The sequence below is a fragment of the Hymenobacter monticola genome, from assembly GCF_022811645.1.
Taxonomy (GTDB): domain Bacteria; phylum Bacteroidota; class Bacteroidia; order Cytophagales; family Hymenobacteraceae; genus Hymenobacter; species Hymenobacter monticola.
In genome coordinates, this window is record NZ_CP094534.1 from 2,123,445 (window position 1) to 2,137,759 (window position 14,315).

Sequence of the window (14,315 nt, forward strand, 5' to 3'; positions counted from 1 at the left end):
GCTGCATCAGTACAAGTAACGCCGCTGAATGCAACCATTTCCGTAACTTGCGGGCTCTTTTAGCGAAACCGCAAAGATGACCGGCAAGGCCGAAATAGATACTCAAAACATCCCTGCTCATGTGGCCGTCATCATGGACGGCAATGGGCGTTGGGCCAAGAAGCGGGGTGGCCTGCGGGTGTTCGGGCACCAGAGTGCCATCACGGCCGTGCGCGAAACCGTGGAGGAAGCTGCCCAACTGGGGGTGCGCTACCTGACGCTGTACGCCTTCTCTACCGAAAATTGGAACCGTCCGGCTCTCGAGGTAATGGCCTTGATGCAACTGCTGGTGCACACCATTCGGCAGGAAACAGCCACGTTGCTCAAAAACAGCATTCGTCTGGAGGCCATCGGCGATTTGAGCACGTTGCCGGGCAGCTGCCAGCGCGAGTTGGCCGAAGCTATGGAGCTGACCAAGGGCGGCCGCCGCATGACGCTGGTGCTGGCCCTGAGCTATAGTGGGCGCTGGGACCTGACCCAGGCCGCGCGGCGCATGGCCGAGGATGTGGCCAGCGGCCGGCTTCAGCCCGCTCAGGTAAGCGAAAGCACGGTGGCGAGCTACTTGGTAACGGCTAAGATGCCGGACCCGGAATTGCTCATCCGCACTAGCGGCGAGCAGCGCATCAGCAATTTCTTGCTGTGGCAACTCGCTTATACGGAACTATACATCACGGATTTGCTGTGGCCGGATTTCCGGAAGGAGCATTTTCAGGAGGCCATTCGGGCCTACCAGGGCCGGGAGCGGCGCTTTGGTAAAACGAGCGAGCAAGTGACTGTCTCTTAAATTCTTGTAATTTATACTGTGCGTAATTTAGTTGTAAGATTAATGCTGGCCCTGGGCCTGCTGGGCGGCGCGATGAGCCAGCCGGTGCGGGCACAGCAGGCCGTGGGCGACGAACCTAAAAAGTACCAGTTGGGCGGCATCACCGTGAGCGGGGCGCGCAACTTGGACCCCAATACGCTCATTAGCCTTTCCGGGCTGCGGGTCGGCGACGATATCAATATTCCGGGCGAAGAGATTGGAAAATCGATTCGCAAGCTGTGGGGCCAAGGCCTGCTGGGCGACGTGAGCGTGACCATCGCCCGCATCGAGGGCAATAAAATTTACCTCGACTACAACGTGAAGGAGCGCCCGCGCTTGTCGAAATTCACATTCTCGGGCATTCGCAAGGGCCAAACGGAAGACCTCACCAAGAAAATTGCCCTGATTCGGGGCAAGGTGGTGACCGATGCGCTGCTGAACAACACCCGCACGCAAGTGCGCAAGTTCTTCGTGAACAAAGGCTACCTGGATGCCAAAGTAAACGTGGTGCAGGTAGCCGATTCGTCTTTGGCCAACAGCGTGGCGCTGCGCATTGACGTCGATAAGGGCTCAAAAGTGCGCATTCACGACATTGCCATTGAGGGCAATAAGGCTTTCTCGGACCGCAAGCTGAAAGGCAAACTGAAGAAGACCAAGGAACGCAAACCGTATAAGATATTGACGGCGGGCAAGTTCCAGCGCAGCGAGTACGAAGAAGACAAGAAAAAGCTGATTGAGTTCTACAATGCGGAGGGCTACCGCGACGCCGCCATTGTGAGCGATACGCTGATACGCGACGACCAAGGGCTGGCGTTACGTATCAAGGTGGACGAAGGACCGAAATACTTCTTCCGCCACATCACTTGGACGGGCAACTACCTCTACGACGACAAGACGCTGGCCAACGTGCTGGGCATCAAGCCGGGCAGCCCGTATAGCAAGGAAGTATTGGACAAGCGCATGAATTATAACCCTACGGGGCAGGATATTTCGTCGCTGTACCTAAACGACGGCTACTTGTTTTTCACCATCGACCCGGTGGAAACGAAAGTAGACGGCGATTCCATCGACATTGAGATGCGCATCAGCGAGGGCGTGCAGGCGCACATCAAAGACATCAACATCTCGGGCAATACCAAGACCAGCGACCACGTGCTGCGGCGCACCCTGCGCACGCTGCCCGGTGACAAGTTCAACCGCGAACTGCTGATTCGTTCGCAGCGCGAAATTGCAACTCTGGGCTATTTCGACCCCGAGAAAATTGGCATCAACCCCATCCCGAACCAGGCCGACGGCACCGTGGACATCAACTACACAGTGGTGGAAAAGCCTTCGGACCAGGTGACGCTGTCGGGCGGCTGGGGCGGCTATGCCGGTTTCATCGGCACGGTGGGCTTGGTGTTCAACAACTTTTCGCTGCGCAAGGCCGGCAATTTCCGCAACTGGACGCCGGTGCCCGCGGGCGACGGCCAGCGCGTGGCCCTGAACGTGCAAGCCAACGGCGTGCAGTACCAGGCGTATTCGCTGTCGTTTACGGAGCCCTGGCTGGGCGGCCGTCGGCCGAACTCGTTCTCCTTTAGCCTCAACCACAGCGTGCAGCGGGCCGGTGCAGCGCTGGATGCCGCTTCGGACCAGTTCATCAAGGTGAACAGCGCCACGGTGGGCCTGGGCCGCCAGCTGCGGGTGCCGGACGACTATTTCACGCTCAGCAACTCGCTGTCGTACAGCCAGTACCAGACGCAGAATTACATTGCCATTGCCGGTGCTACTACGGGTACGTTCAACAACATCACCCTGAACACCACCCTGGTCCGCAACAGCATCGACAACCCGACTTATACGCGCCGCGGCTCCTCGCTGAGCCTGAGCCTGAACCTGACGCCCCCGTATTCGCTGCTGAATAATAACCACACCAGCAACGAGTGGATTGAGTTTCACAAGTGGATGTTTGATGCGTCGTGGTTTACGCCCATTGTGGGCAAGCTGGTGCTGAACACCCGCGCCCACTTCGGCTACCTGAGTACTTACAACTCCAACCGGGCCGTAGGGCCGTTCGAACGGTTTAAGATGGGCGGTGCGGGCCTGGGCTACAACGGTGGCGGCAACTTCCTGGTGGGGGCCGACTACATTGGCCTGCGCGGCTACGACGACCCCGGCCAGACGTTTGCCATTCCCACGGCGCAGGCCAACCAGGCGGGCGGTATTGCTTTCAACAAGTACGTGCTGGAAATGCGCTACCCCGTGAGCCTGAACCCAGCCGCGACGGTGTACGTGCTGGCCTTCGCGGAAGCCGGCAACTCGGTGGACGCTTACACCAACTACAACCCCTACAAGCTGTACCGTTCGGCTGGGGTGGGCGCCCGCATCTTCATGTCGGCTTTCGGCCTGCTTGGGTTTGACTACGGCCACGGCTTCGACTCGGTGATACCCAGCGTGCCCAATGCCGGTACCCGCGACCCCAACCACTTCCACTTCATCATCGGCCAGCAAATTCGCTAGCAGGGCACTAGCGGGCAACATTTCACGTTTCCTCTCCTATGAAGAACTTAAGTGGCCTGTGGCTGGCCTTGTTGTTGCTGTTGGTGGTGCCGGGCGCGCGGGCGCAGAAGTTTGGTTGGGTCGACTCGGAGTTTATTACGAGCAAAATGCCGGAATATGCCAAGGCCAAAGCCGAGCTTGATGCCCTGTCGGATACGTGGCAGAAGGAAATAGAGGCCCAGAAAAAAGACCTCGATAAGCTTTACCGCACGTACCAAGCCGAAGAAGTGGTGCTCACTGAGGCAATGAAAAAGAAGCGGCAGGACGAAATCCTGAAAAAAGAGCAAGACATTAAAGCCTACCAGAACAAGCAGTTTGGCTACGAGGGTCAGTTGTTTAAGAAGCGACAGGAGCTGAACAAGCCGGTGCAGGACAAGGTGTTTGAGGCTTGTGAAAAAGTAGCCAAAAAGAAACAATTGGCGGTACTGTTCGACAAATCCGGCGACTTGACCATGCTTTACACCAATCCGGCGCACGATTACACCGAATTTGTGTTAGAGGAACTGGGGCTGGGTGCTGAGGACCGGAACCAGCCCGGCCCGAAAGGCGCCGTGAAGACCGTGGCCCCGCCCAAAACGCCCGTTGACCCCAACTTCGAGTCTGACTCAGGTGCGTCGGAAATGGCCCCGGCGAGCAAGACGCCGACGAAAACGACGCGGCCTGTGAAGAAGCCCGCGAAGTAATTACCTTTGTTCCAACATTTTTCTGACCCTTTTTCTTTTTGATGAATCTCGTGAAAATCTTTCGTCTGACGCTCGCCGCCGCTCTGCTGACCGCCGGAACCCTGGCCGCCACTTCGGCGCAGGCCCAGGCTCCCCTGAAAATTGGGTACACCGACGTGCAGTACGTGCTGTCACAGATGCCCGAAAGCAAGCAAATCGAATCGGAACTGAAAACCTACAATTCGCAGCTGGAAAACCAGCTCAAGAGCAAATCTTCCGAACTGGAAACGAAATACAAAGCTTACCAAGCCGGCGAAGCCACGATGACCGATGTGGTGAAAGCCGACAAGCAGAAAGAGCTCCAGAATCTGCAGCAGTCCATTCAGGAGTTTCAGCAGAGCGCTCAGCAGTCGTTGCAGCAGAAGCAGCAGACACTGCTGAAGCCGGCCCTCGACAAGCTGCAGAAGAACATTGACCTGGTAGCCGACGAAAACGGCATCACTTACGTGTTCAACTCCGACGGTGGTGGCAGCCCGCTGCTGCTGCACGCTCCCAAAGATGGCGACATCTCGGACATGGTGCTGAAGAAAATGGGCATCACGCCGGGTGCCAATGCTCCCGTGGTGCGCCAGCCCACTAACGCTCCTGCTCCTACTCCAGCCGCGAACAAGACGACGCCGAGCAAGACCAAAATCAAAACCAAGTAACGCTTAAATGGCCGCTACGGCGACCAGAAAAAGCCGGAGCATCCGCTTCGGCTTTTTTTGTGCCACACAGGCTAGAAAATGATGGAAGACACGCTAGATGGGGATTTGCTGGGCGCAGGTCCTGACGAAGAGGGCGATGAGCTGTATGAGCACCACCGCATCGTCGTCGACCGCGGGCAGGAGCTGTTGCGCATCGATAAATTCCTGCAGAACCGCCTGCGCAACACTTCGCGCAACAAGATTCAGGAAGCTATTCGCGCCTCGGCGGTGGAAGTGAACGGTACGGCCGTGAAGCCCAACTACCGCATCAAGCCGCACGATACCATTACCATTACCCTGCCCGAGCCACCGCGCGACGTACGCGTACTGCCAGAGGAAATGCCGCTGGACATTCGCTACGAGGACCCGGAGCTGCTCATTGTGAACAAGCCGGCGGGGCTGGTGGTGCACCCCGCTTTTGGGCACTGGCAGGGTACGTTGGTCAACGGTCTGGCCTTCCACCTGGCCAACCTGCCCACGGGGCGCAACGGCGAAATCCGGCCCGGGCTGGTGCACCGCATCGACAAGGATACCTCGGGCCTGCTGGTCATTGGCAAAACGGAGTACGCCATGACGCACTTGTCCAACCAGTTTTTTCACCACACCATTCAGCGCAGCTATCTGGCGCTGGTGTGGGGCATGCCGCCCGGGCCCACGGGCACCATTCGGGGCCACATTGGCCGCAGCGTGCGCGACCGCAAGGTGCAAGCCGTGTACCCGGAGGGAGACCAGGGAAAAGCCGCGGTAACGCATTACGAAGTACTGGAAAGCTTCGGCCCCGTCACGCTCATTCGTTGTGTGCTCGAAACCGGCCGCACCCACCAAATCAGGGTGCACATGCAGTACCTCGGCCACCCGCTTTTCTCCGATGCTACCTACGGCGGCGACCGGATACGTGTGGGGCAGAACACCGGGGCATACCGTGATTTTGTGGAAAGTGCCTTTCAGCTAATGCCCCGCCAAGCGCTGCATGCACGTTCTCTCGGCTTCGTGCATCCTGTGTCGGGCGAGCAGCTGTTCTTCGAAGCCGAATTGCCGGAGGACTTTGCGGCGGTGCTGGAGAAGTGGCGCGAATGGGCGTCGCAGCGCGCCTGAAATACACCCATAAAAAAAGCCCCGCCGTGAAACAGCGGGGCTTTTTTTATCTACCATCAGCGGCTACTTTTTCTTGGTAGTCGTGGTGGTCTTCTTCACGGTGGTGGTTTTGGCCGGAGCTTTGGGCTTGGCTTTCAACACATCAATGTTGTTTTTGGCACCTTCGTTGGTGGGGTCCAAAGCGAGTACTTGCTCGAAATTAGACTGTGCAGTTGCCTTGTCGCCTTTCTGGTAGTTGTAAACACCCAGGTAACCATAAGCAGCCACAAGGCCTTCTTTGAACTTGGACTGGTCAGCACCTTCGGCCTTCGAGAGTTCAATGTATTTCTCGTAGTGAGGCTTCGCCAGGCCTTGCTTGCCATCGGCATCACGTACGGCATTCACCTTGGCGCGGGCCAGCACGGCCGGTGCGTAAGTGGGCTTTGCTACGTTGATGATGCCATACACGCTATCGGCCTGGGCGTACTGCTTGTTGTTGCCATACGCCACGGCCAAGCGGAACTGGTCGGTCAGGTCGCCGCCATTGGCCAGCTTTTGCCGGTACACGCCAATTGCCTTGGCGTAGTCCTTGTTGGTCATGTAAGCTGTTGCCAGGTCGTTCTGGAGGTCAGCTTTTTTAGCGGGGTCAGTCGTGCTGGCAATGGCCTTGTTGATGGTCGCGATGCCTTCGGCCGGCTTGCCTGCGCGAGCCTGGATGCGGCCCAAGTACGAGTAGTCCTCTGGGATGATTTTCTCAGCAGGAGCTATTTTCATGTAATTGTCCATCGCCGCTAGCGCGCCCGTAAAGTCGCCGGTTTCGTACAGCGAGTAAGCCTTCAGGCGATTCATGGTGAGGTTGTTGGGGTCAGCAGCCAACACCTTGTTTACCTCCGTCAGAGCCTCCGGGTACTTCTTGCTCAGATACAGGAACGAGGCGTATTGGGCATCCGTAGCAGGCGAGCGCTCAGCCAGGTCTGTGTACTTCTTGATGTTCTGCAGCGCCAGGTCGTACTGACCGGCATAGTAGTACATGTCGGCTAGCTCCCGGTAAGCCGGCGCGTAGCTGGGGTCCAGTTCTACGGCCTTGTTCAAGGCTTCGCGGGCCGCATTGTAGTTACGGGCCCGCACGTCGAGCACGCCTTTCTTGTAATAAGCCTGGGCGTAGCTCGGGTTGGCGGCAATGGCGCGGTCAAAGCTGGTCATAGCTTCGCCTCCTCCGGTTTCCGAGTGCAGATAGATGTCACCACGAGCCACCATCAGGGCCGGGTCGTCTTTCTTGAAAGCCGTTTGGGCAGCCGTCAGATAGGTCTGCGACTTGCCGGCTTCCTTGATATCCGCTTCACCGTAGGCCTGCGCAATCATGGTCAGGACCTTGGTGTCTTTGTTCTTAGTGGCTTTGGCGGCGGCGTCAAACTGTGCTTCGGCCGGACCCAGCTGGCCTTTGGCGAGCAGAGCACGGCCAGCAGCTACCTGGCCAAACGGCGTCGAGCCGGCGGCCTTGTTGAAATAATAAGCGGCCGAGTCCGGCATGTCGCGCATCTGGTACAAACGGCCCAACTCAAAAGCCGTTTCGGGCGAAGAGCCGGGGCGCAGCATAGCGCGGGCCTCATTGTAGCGGCCTAGCTCAATGGCGCGCTGGGCTTTTTGTACGTCTTGGGCGGTGGCCGCCGTAGTGCCTGCTGCCACAAAGAGGGCGGCGAGCAGCGGCTGTTTCCAGGGCTTGAAACTCATAGGATGATGAAAAGATGAAAAGCGTAAGTGAAAATGGGTACGCGCAACTAGCGCTTACAGTTTAGGCGTGGTCACGATGCGGGCCTGCATCTGGGCCGGCAGCAAGCCCGACTTCTGAAAAATCAGCTGGCCACTCTTGCCTGCTACAAAGGATGCAAACCCTGTGCCTAATCCGGCCCGCGCCTCCCGACTGATGATGTAAAGGTTGCGCCGGAGCGGGTAATTCTGCAACTCGCGGTGCTCAGCGAGCTGTTGCGGGGTTTTTTCAGCCAGGTATACCTGGTAGGGTTGGATGTAGTCGTTGGGTGTGGGGTTGGGCCGGGCAGTGATGCTGGCGACGCGCACTTTGTTGGCAAATTTCATGGCGGCTGGGTCGTCGCGGTCCGAAATCCAGTTCACGCCCACCACGCCAATGGCGTTCGGGTGCGTCGCAACATAATCCAGTAATGTGGGGTTCGATGTTGCGGCAAATACGCGGGGTGTCAGCGCGGCACCGCGCGTCACGGAGTCGCGCACGAAACGTGCCGTGCTGCTGCGGTTGGCATCAAACACCACATTGATGGCCGCCAAGCCCTTCTTCCCACTAATTTGACTCCAGTTAGCGGTTTTGCCGGTGAAAATGTCGGCCAGCTGCGCTACTGTGAGCAGCGAATCGGGGTTGGCGCGGTTCAGGACAATGGCCAAGCCATCAATGCCAATGTGGGTGGTGCGCGTGGTGATTTTCTGCTTCTCAAAGTCCGCCTTCTCCTCGGCGTTCAACTCCCGCGACACCACCGCCAGCTTAATCTTGTCGTTCACCAAATCCACCATCACCTTCTCCTCCGGCTGAAAAGACGTCTTCAAATGGGCGTTGGGGTAGAGCTTTCCAAACGTATCAATCTCCGCCTGCAGAATAGGGGCAAAGGTTTCGTCAACGCCCACGGCTACGGTGCCGCTGGTGGGCGTATCCTGCGCGCCGGGCGTGCCCGGGCCGTTGCAGGAGGCCACTGCCATGGCGGTGGCCAGCACAGCCGCCGCGCTGGTCGTCAAAAATTGCGTGCGCTTAGTCATGGTCATTTGAAGGAGTGTTTTTGCGAAACTGGGCTTGGTAAATGCGGTAAAAGCGCAACAGTCCGTAAAGAACGAACACCGAGCCCAAAATGCGGCGCGCAATTGGCCCCAATGTGATAATGCTGCCGGCGGCAGGTACATCGGCCGTCCACCACAGCCAAGCGCCCAGGCCCACGTAAACCAGGGCCATTATCAAAGCAAAGTAGCGAACCAGGCGTTGAGGCGACTTCCCGAGTCGTTCCTCCGTTGTTGGGATATTGAGCATGAGGCGATAAGCGCAGGAATGGAGATGGATAAACCGTAAAACGCCGGTTAAAGGTTCGGATGGCTCGAAGTCAGCCCGGAATCAGCGCACAAAAAAGCCGAAAATTAGCCGCTTTTCATAGTTGCGGACAATTTTCGGCTTTTAGGCAGGCACCTTCCAATGGCTAGGGATGGCCGCTATTCAAACTGAAACGTGATAGGCAACGTGAAGCGTACCGGCACGGCACGGCGGTTTTGCAGGCCCGGCGTCCAGGCCGGCATCTCACGAACCACGTGTGCTGCCGCTTCTTCAGTGCCGTAGCCCAAGCCTTTAAGCACCGTCACCTCGCCGATGCTACCGTCCGTTTGCACCACAAACGATACAAACACCTTGCCCGATACCTGAGCGGCCAGCGCTGCGGCCGGAAACCGCAAGTGCTTTTGCAGATAGCGTTGTAAAGCCGCGCGTCCACCCACAAAATCGGGCATCACTTCGGCATACAGCACCGGGGCGGGGGCGGGCACCGCGGCCGGCCGGGCCGAGTCAGAGCGTGGGCCCGTGCTCAGGCCAGTACTGCCCGTGGCGCCATCGGCATCCGCCACGCCGGTTTTAGCCGGGCCGGTTGGGCCCACATCGGGGAGAAGCTTCGAGTCGGCCTCCGGCTTCACTTCCTTATCGGGGGCTACCTGCGTCTTAATGGCTGCATGTGGAACCACGGTCACGGCCGGGTGCACGGCGGCGGGTGGGGGAGTGGGCTTAATTTTGGGGAGTTCGTAAATCTGTGGACGCGACTCCGTCACATGAGGCAGCATGGGGTCTGATATCGTTTTATCAGCGAACAGCTTTTTAGCTGTCATCACAGCTAGAAAAAGGAGCGAGCAGGCGGTGAGCGAAATGACCAGTGCCGACCCCAAGTGGCGCTGGTAGGACCGGCGCAGTTGATAAGCGCCGTAAGCCTGGTTGCGGCCGTCGAAAACGATGTCATCGAGCGAGCCAGTAAGCATGATGGACGTGGACATGGCAATGGATTGAAATGAATAATCAAACCCAAGCCATCTGCGCGGGGGCCCTCCGCCACTGGCTTGCCCACCCTCAACGTTGGATATAGTTGGTATAGTATGCAAGCATACTTTTTTCTTTAGCAATTTGAAAAACGAAAAACCCCGAACCCAGCCGCGAGGCTTTGTTCGGGGTTTTCTTGGTGCTGGCATTAAGACCAGTACTGTTCCTTACTGGATTTTGAAGGTAATCGGCACCGTAAACGATACGCTTACTGCGCGGCCGTTCTGCTTGCCGGGGATGAACTTGGGCAGGGTTTTCACCGCCCGAATCGTTTCCTCGTCCAAGCCCGAACCCAGGCCTTTCACCACCTTCACATCCGAAACGTCGCCTTGGGCATTCACCGTGAAGCTCACGAAAATGCGGCCTTCGACTTGGTTGCGGAGTGCCAGGGGCGGATACTTAGTGGCTTTCTGGATGGCTGCTACGATGGCACCGTTGCCGCCGCCGCCGGGCAGCTGGGGCATCTGCTCCACGTAGGTGTAGACTTTGTTTTCTACTACCTCTTCCACCACTTTGTCGCCTTCGCCCGAAAGTTCCGTAAGGTCTGGAGGAGCGGCATCGGTGTTGCCTTTCACGGTCACCGTCGACACAGCTTTGTCCTTCAGTTCTTCCTGGTCCGGCACCTCTTCCTTTTTCACTTCCTCATCCTTCTTCACCACCGGCGGGGTGAATTTGATGGTGGTGAGTTTGGGGGGCGGGGGTGGCGGTGCCTCGGGGGGAGGCGGCGGGGGTGGGGGCTTGGTTTCGTCCAGCGGAGGAGCGTCCATCAGCACGTTCTCCTGCAGGTTTTTCTTCGGCTCTTTCGGCATCTTATCTTTCAGATACTGCGAAATGAGCGGGAAGGCAATCAGCAGCAGGAAAAAAGCCGTGGCAATAATCAACGCCCGGGTTACGTGGCGCTGGTACAACCGACGAAGCACGTAGGCTCCGTACGCCTTATTGCGGCCCTCAAAAACGATATCGTTTAAGCTGGCCTTGGCGATTTGCGCATTGTCCATCATAAGCCAGATTCTTTAATAAGGTCTAAGTCGTCTTTGAACACCTTCACCAGCGCGTATTTCTTCTGGTTCGTGATATTCATCTCATCCAGAATGTCCACCATGTTCTTGTACTTGGCGTCCTCCGTCGGCTTGATGAGGATGATGGGCTCGGGGCTCTGGCGCTGGCGGTCCAACAGAACTTTGCGGATGCCATCGGCCGAATAATTGGTCACTTTCAGCTCGGGCTTCGGTACGGTTTTGTCGTTGGGCGTGTTCAGGCCGAAGTAGTAATACGCTTTGTTATCCTTGCCGAGCAGGATGGTCATGGCCTGCGAGGCCTTGATTTTGGTGTCCTCCACGTCGTCGGTTTTCTTCACCGGCATCGTGAGCTGCATCACGTTGGGCTTGGCGAAGGTAGTCGTCAGCATGAAGAAGGTGAGCAGGAGGAAGGCCAAGTCAACCATCGGGGTCATGTCGATTTTGGTCGACATTTTCTTGGCCCGCTTTTTCCCACCTTTCCCACCGGAATCGGCTTTTCCTTGAATTTCTGCCATGGGATTTACAAAAGTGAATGAACCGGAAAATAAAAGGCTTGCGTGGCTAAGTCGAAATTACTTAGCAGCAACGGGCGCGTTTTCCAGGTCGGTAATGAGGTTGAAGCGGTTGATGTCGCGTTCCTGCAACAGCTTAATCACCTGCTGCACCGTGGGCACGTCGGCGTTGCCGTCGCCTTTGATGGCGATAAACGTTTGCTTTTTGAAAAGCGCCAGGTTGGCCCGGCGGGCTTCCATTACCCAATCAATAAGCTGATTATTGAGCGAGTCAATCGGAATACCCGGCTGTTGCGAGTTAAGCGACTTGCGTTCTTCCTTCTCTACATTGAGATAGGAACCCAACTGGTTGATGGGAAGGCCGAAGTTGGGCAGATTGCTGAATTCCTTGGCTTGAGCCGCCGTAAAGTTGACGCCGTACTTGGCAGCAACCTTTTGCAGAATCTGCGTTTTGGTTTTTGCGTCATCAACCCCAAAAAACACGCGCTTCTTGTTGTCGATGGTCAGCGTAATCACGTTGCTCTCGGGGAGCTTAATCTCCGAGATGGAAGATGGCGTGTCCACTACCACCGTCTCTTCAGGGGCGAACTTGGTGGTGAGCATGAAGAACGTCACCAGCAAGAAGGCCAGGTCCACCATCGGCGTCATGTCGAGCGACGGCGAGGTACGGTGCGGTTTTACTTTAGGCATTGCGAGGTGGGATTAAAAGGGGGCAATTCGTTCTGGATTAGCTGAACGAATCACCCCGCATTTTAGTGCATCGGTGAAAGACGGAAATTAAACCGTCCGAACCGGCTGGCCCGCGTTGTTGCCGTGCTGGCCGGCAAACGTTTGGATAATGCTGAAACCGGCTTCGTCGATGCTGTAGGTCAGCTCGTCAATTTTGCTGGTGAAGTAGTTGTAGGCTACGATGGCAAGAGCCGATGTACCGATACCGAGAGCCGTGTTGATAAGAGCTTCCGAGATACCGTTTGCCAGAGCTACGGCGTCGGGGCTACCGGCTTGGGCCAGAGCGGCGAAGGCGTTAATCATGCCGAATACCGTACCGAGCAGACCGGTCAGGGTGGCGATAGAAGCCAGCGTCGAGATGATAACCAGGTTCTTTTCGAGCATCGGCAGCTCCAGAGCAGTGCTTTCCTCGATTTCTTTCTGGATAGCCAGTACGCGCTGGTCGGTGCCCATCGAGGTTTCACGCGACATTTCGTTGTACTTCAACAGGCCGGCTTTCACCACGTTGGCTACCGAGCCTTTCTGCTGGTCGCACACGGCGAGAGCGCCGTTGATGTCGTTGGCGTTCAGCTTCTGACGTACGCTGCGCACGAAGGACTCGATGCTCTTGCTGCCTTTGGCTTTGCTGATGGTGAGGGCCCGCTCAATGGAGAAGGTGATAACGCAGAGCAGCATGGTCATCAGGATGGGTACGATAACACCACCCTTGTAAACTATACCCAGGTAGTCGCCAGCCATGGGGTTGTTTTTGTTGTCGCCGCCTTGGAAGTGGCTGCCGTCGCCGAGCACGAACTTATAGACTACAACGCTGACGATAAAGGCAAGGATGATAACCAGGACGGAGAACAGCGAGGCTCCACCGCTGCTTTGGGCTTCGGCTTTAGCGGCCGTAGCGGCGGGCCGGGGGCTCGTATTCATGGCATTTTTCTGTTCCATTGTTCCGGAGTGTTTGGGGTTGGTTGTTTGAAGTAGTTGAATTGAGTGGGTAAAGAAAAAGCAAAAAAAGTTGGTTAGAAACGCTGCAACGGCAGGGGCGCTTTGAAAATCCCGCAATGAATAGGATTAAAATAGCACTTACCTAAGGTCAAAATGTCTCAGTGCCGTCTTAGCTGGGCAAACCTAACCAAAAACAGCCGCCCGACCAAAGAAAAACTGACCGGGGCTTACCTAATCGGGATATAAGGGCGAAAGAAATCTGCCAACGCTAATTCGAGCCCTTGGGTTGGGCAAGGTGCTGTTTGGCCTGCTCCCAATACACATCCATCTGGGCCAGCGTGAGGTCGGCTAGCTGCTGGCCGCTGGCCGAAGCAGCGCTTTCCAGGTACTGAAAGCGGCTGATAAACTTGCGGTTGGTGCGCTCCAATGCTTCTTCGGGGTTGATGCCGGCAAAGCGCGCAAAGTTCACCAGGGAAAATAGCAGGTCGCCGAACTCGTCGGCAGCGCGCTCAGCGTTCATTTGGTCTGCTTGGCCGTGGCCGTATTCCTGGCCAAACTCGCGCAATTCTTCTTGCACTTTCTGCCACACCTGCGTGGGCTCTTCCCAATCGAAGCCGGCGCCGCGGGCTTTTTCCTGGATGCGCATGGCCTTCACCAGGGCCGGAAGGGAGGTGGGCACGCCGCTCAGCACGCCCTTATTGCCTTTTTCCTTCAGTTTGAGCTGCTCCCAGTTGCGCTTCACGGCGTCTTCGTCGTCGGCCTGCACGTCGCTGTAGATGTGCGGGTGGCGCGAAATGAGCTTTTCGCACTGGGCGTTGAGCACGTCGGCGATGTCGAAAGCGCCTTGCTCGGCGGCAATGCGGGCGTAGAAAATCAGGTGCAGCATGACGTCGCCCAGTTCCTTTTTAAGGTCGGGCAGGTCGTCGCGCAGAATGGCGTCGCTGATTTCGTAGGTTTCCTCAATGGTGAGGTGGCGCAGGCTTTGCAGGGTTTGCTTTTTGTCCCAGGGGCACTCAGTGCGCAGGCGGTCAAGCACGTCGAGCAGGCGTCCAAAGGCTTCGAGCTGGGCCGGGCGCCGGGCGCTGGTAAGCAGGGCGGTAGGGTCGGGGGAGGAATTTTCCATTGTTCCAAAGATAAATCCGGCGCCGTCAACCGGGCATTCATGCCTAAT

The 14,315-nt window shown here is 57.1% G+C and carries 14 protein-coding genes; 5 read left to right on the forward strand and 9 right to left on the reverse strand.

Features of this window, described 5'->3' with window-relative positions; genetic code table 11:
* The first annotated feature begins 76 nt into the window (after window positions 1–76).
* The 5 genes from MTP16_RS08840 to MTP16_RS08860 all read left to right on the forward strand — a co-directional run bounded on the left by MTP16_RS08840 (window position 77) and on the right by MTP16_RS08860 (window position 5,882).
* Window positions 77–823, forward strand: a complete 747-nt coding sequence (locus MTP16_RS08840; RefSeq protein ID WP_243518411.1) for an isoprenyl transferase — start codon at window positions 77–79, stop codon at window positions 821–823.
* An 18-nt stretch (window positions 824–841) separates the two neighbouring features.
* Window positions 842–3,340 (forward strand): outer membrane protein assembly factor BamA, encoded by a 2,499-nt coding sequence (gene bamA, locus MTP16_RS08845; RefSeq protein ID WP_243518414.1) that lies wholly within the window; start codon window positions 842–844, stop codon window positions 3,338–3,340.
* A 38-nt stretch (window positions 3,341–3,378) separates the two neighbouring features.
* Window positions 3,379–4,062, forward strand: a complete 684-nt coding sequence (locus tag MTP16_RS08850) for an OmpH family outer membrane protein (RefSeq protein ID WP_243518416.1) — start codon at window positions 3,379–3,381, stop codon at window positions 4,060–4,062.
* Window positions 4,063–4,112: 50 nt separating this feature from the next.
* A complete protein-coding gene (locus MTP16_RS08855) occupies window positions 4,113–4,748 on the forward strand; it encodes an OmpH family outer membrane protein (RefSeq protein ID WP_243518419.1) in 636 nt (211 codons plus the stop codon).
* A gap of 78 nt (window positions 4,749–4,826) precedes the next feature.
* Window positions 4,827–5,882, forward strand: a complete 1,056-nt coding sequence (locus MTP16_RS08860; protein ID WP_394804941.1) for an RluA family pseudouridine synthase — start codon at window positions 4,827–4,829, stop codon at window positions 5,880–5,882.
* Window positions 5,883–5,945: 63 nt separating this feature from the next.
* Here MTP16_RS08860 and MTP16_RS08865 read toward each other — a convergent pair whose 3' ends face one another.
* From MTP16_RS08865 to mazG, 9 genes are all read right to left on the reverse strand, one after another.
* Window positions 5,946–7,592 carry a tetratricopeptide repeat protein gene (locus tag MTP16_RS08865; RefSeq protein WP_243518422.1) on the reverse strand — a complete coding sequence of 549 codons (1,647 nt, stop codon included), beginning with the start codon at window positions 7,590–7,592 and terminating at the stop codon, window positions 5,946–5,948.
* Window positions 7,593–7,646: 54 nt separating this feature from the next.
* Window positions 7,647–8,642, reverse strand: a complete 996-nt coding sequence (locus MTP16_RS08870) for a PstS family phosphate ABC transporter substrate-binding protein (protein ID WP_243518424.1) — start codon at window positions 8,640–8,642, stop codon at window positions 7,647–7,649.
* Complete coding sequence (locus MTP16_RS08875; protein WP_243518426.1) at window positions 8,635–8,832, reverse strand: hypothetical protein; 198 nt, start codon at window positions 8,830–8,832, stop codon at window positions 8,635–8,637. The genes MTP16_RS08870 and MTP16_RS08875 overlap by 8 nt, the downstream gene beginning before the upstream one ends.
* 251 nt (window positions 8,833–9,083) lie before the next feature.
* Window positions 9,084–9,905: an energy transducer TonB gene (locus MTP16_RS08880; protein ID WP_243518428.1), complete on the reverse strand. Its 822-nt coding sequence runs from the start codon at window positions 9,903–9,905 to the stop codon at window positions 9,084–9,086.
* 210 nt (window positions 9,906–10,115) lie between these two features.
* Window positions 10,116–10,949 (reverse strand): energy transducer TonB, encoded by an 834-nt coding sequence (locus MTP16_RS08885; RefSeq protein WP_243518430.1) that lies wholly within the window; start codon window positions 10,947–10,949, stop codon window positions 10,116–10,118.
* Window positions 10,946–11,482 (reverse strand): ExbD/TolR family protein, encoded by a 537-nt coding sequence (locus MTP16_RS08890; RefSeq protein ID WP_243518432.1) that lies wholly within the window; start codon window positions 11,480–11,482, stop codon window positions 10,946–10,948. The genes MTP16_RS08885 and MTP16_RS08890 overlap by 4 nt, the downstream gene beginning before the upstream one ends.
* A 57-nt stretch (window positions 11,483–11,539) precedes the next feature.
* Entirely contained in the window at window positions 11,540–12,169 is a 630-nt protein-coding gene (locus MTP16_RS08895) for an ExbD/TolR family protein (protein WP_243518434.1), read from the reverse strand.
* A gap of 87 nt (window positions 12,170–12,256) precedes the next feature.
* The gene (locus MTP16_RS08900) at window positions 12,257–13,144 is read right to left on the reverse strand and encodes a MotA/TolQ/ExbB proton channel family protein (RefSeq protein WP_380286416.1); all 888 of its coding nucleotides are present in this window, start codon (window positions 13,142–13,144) and stop codon (window positions 12,257–12,259) included.
* Window positions 13,145–13,412: 268 nt separating this feature from the next.
* A complete protein-coding gene (gene mazG, locus MTP16_RS08905; RefSeq protein ID WP_243518436.1) occupies window positions 13,413–14,267 on the reverse strand; it encodes a nucleoside triphosphate pyrophosphohydrolase in 855 nt (284 codons plus the stop codon).
* Window positions 14,268–14,315: the final 48 nt, after the last annotated feature.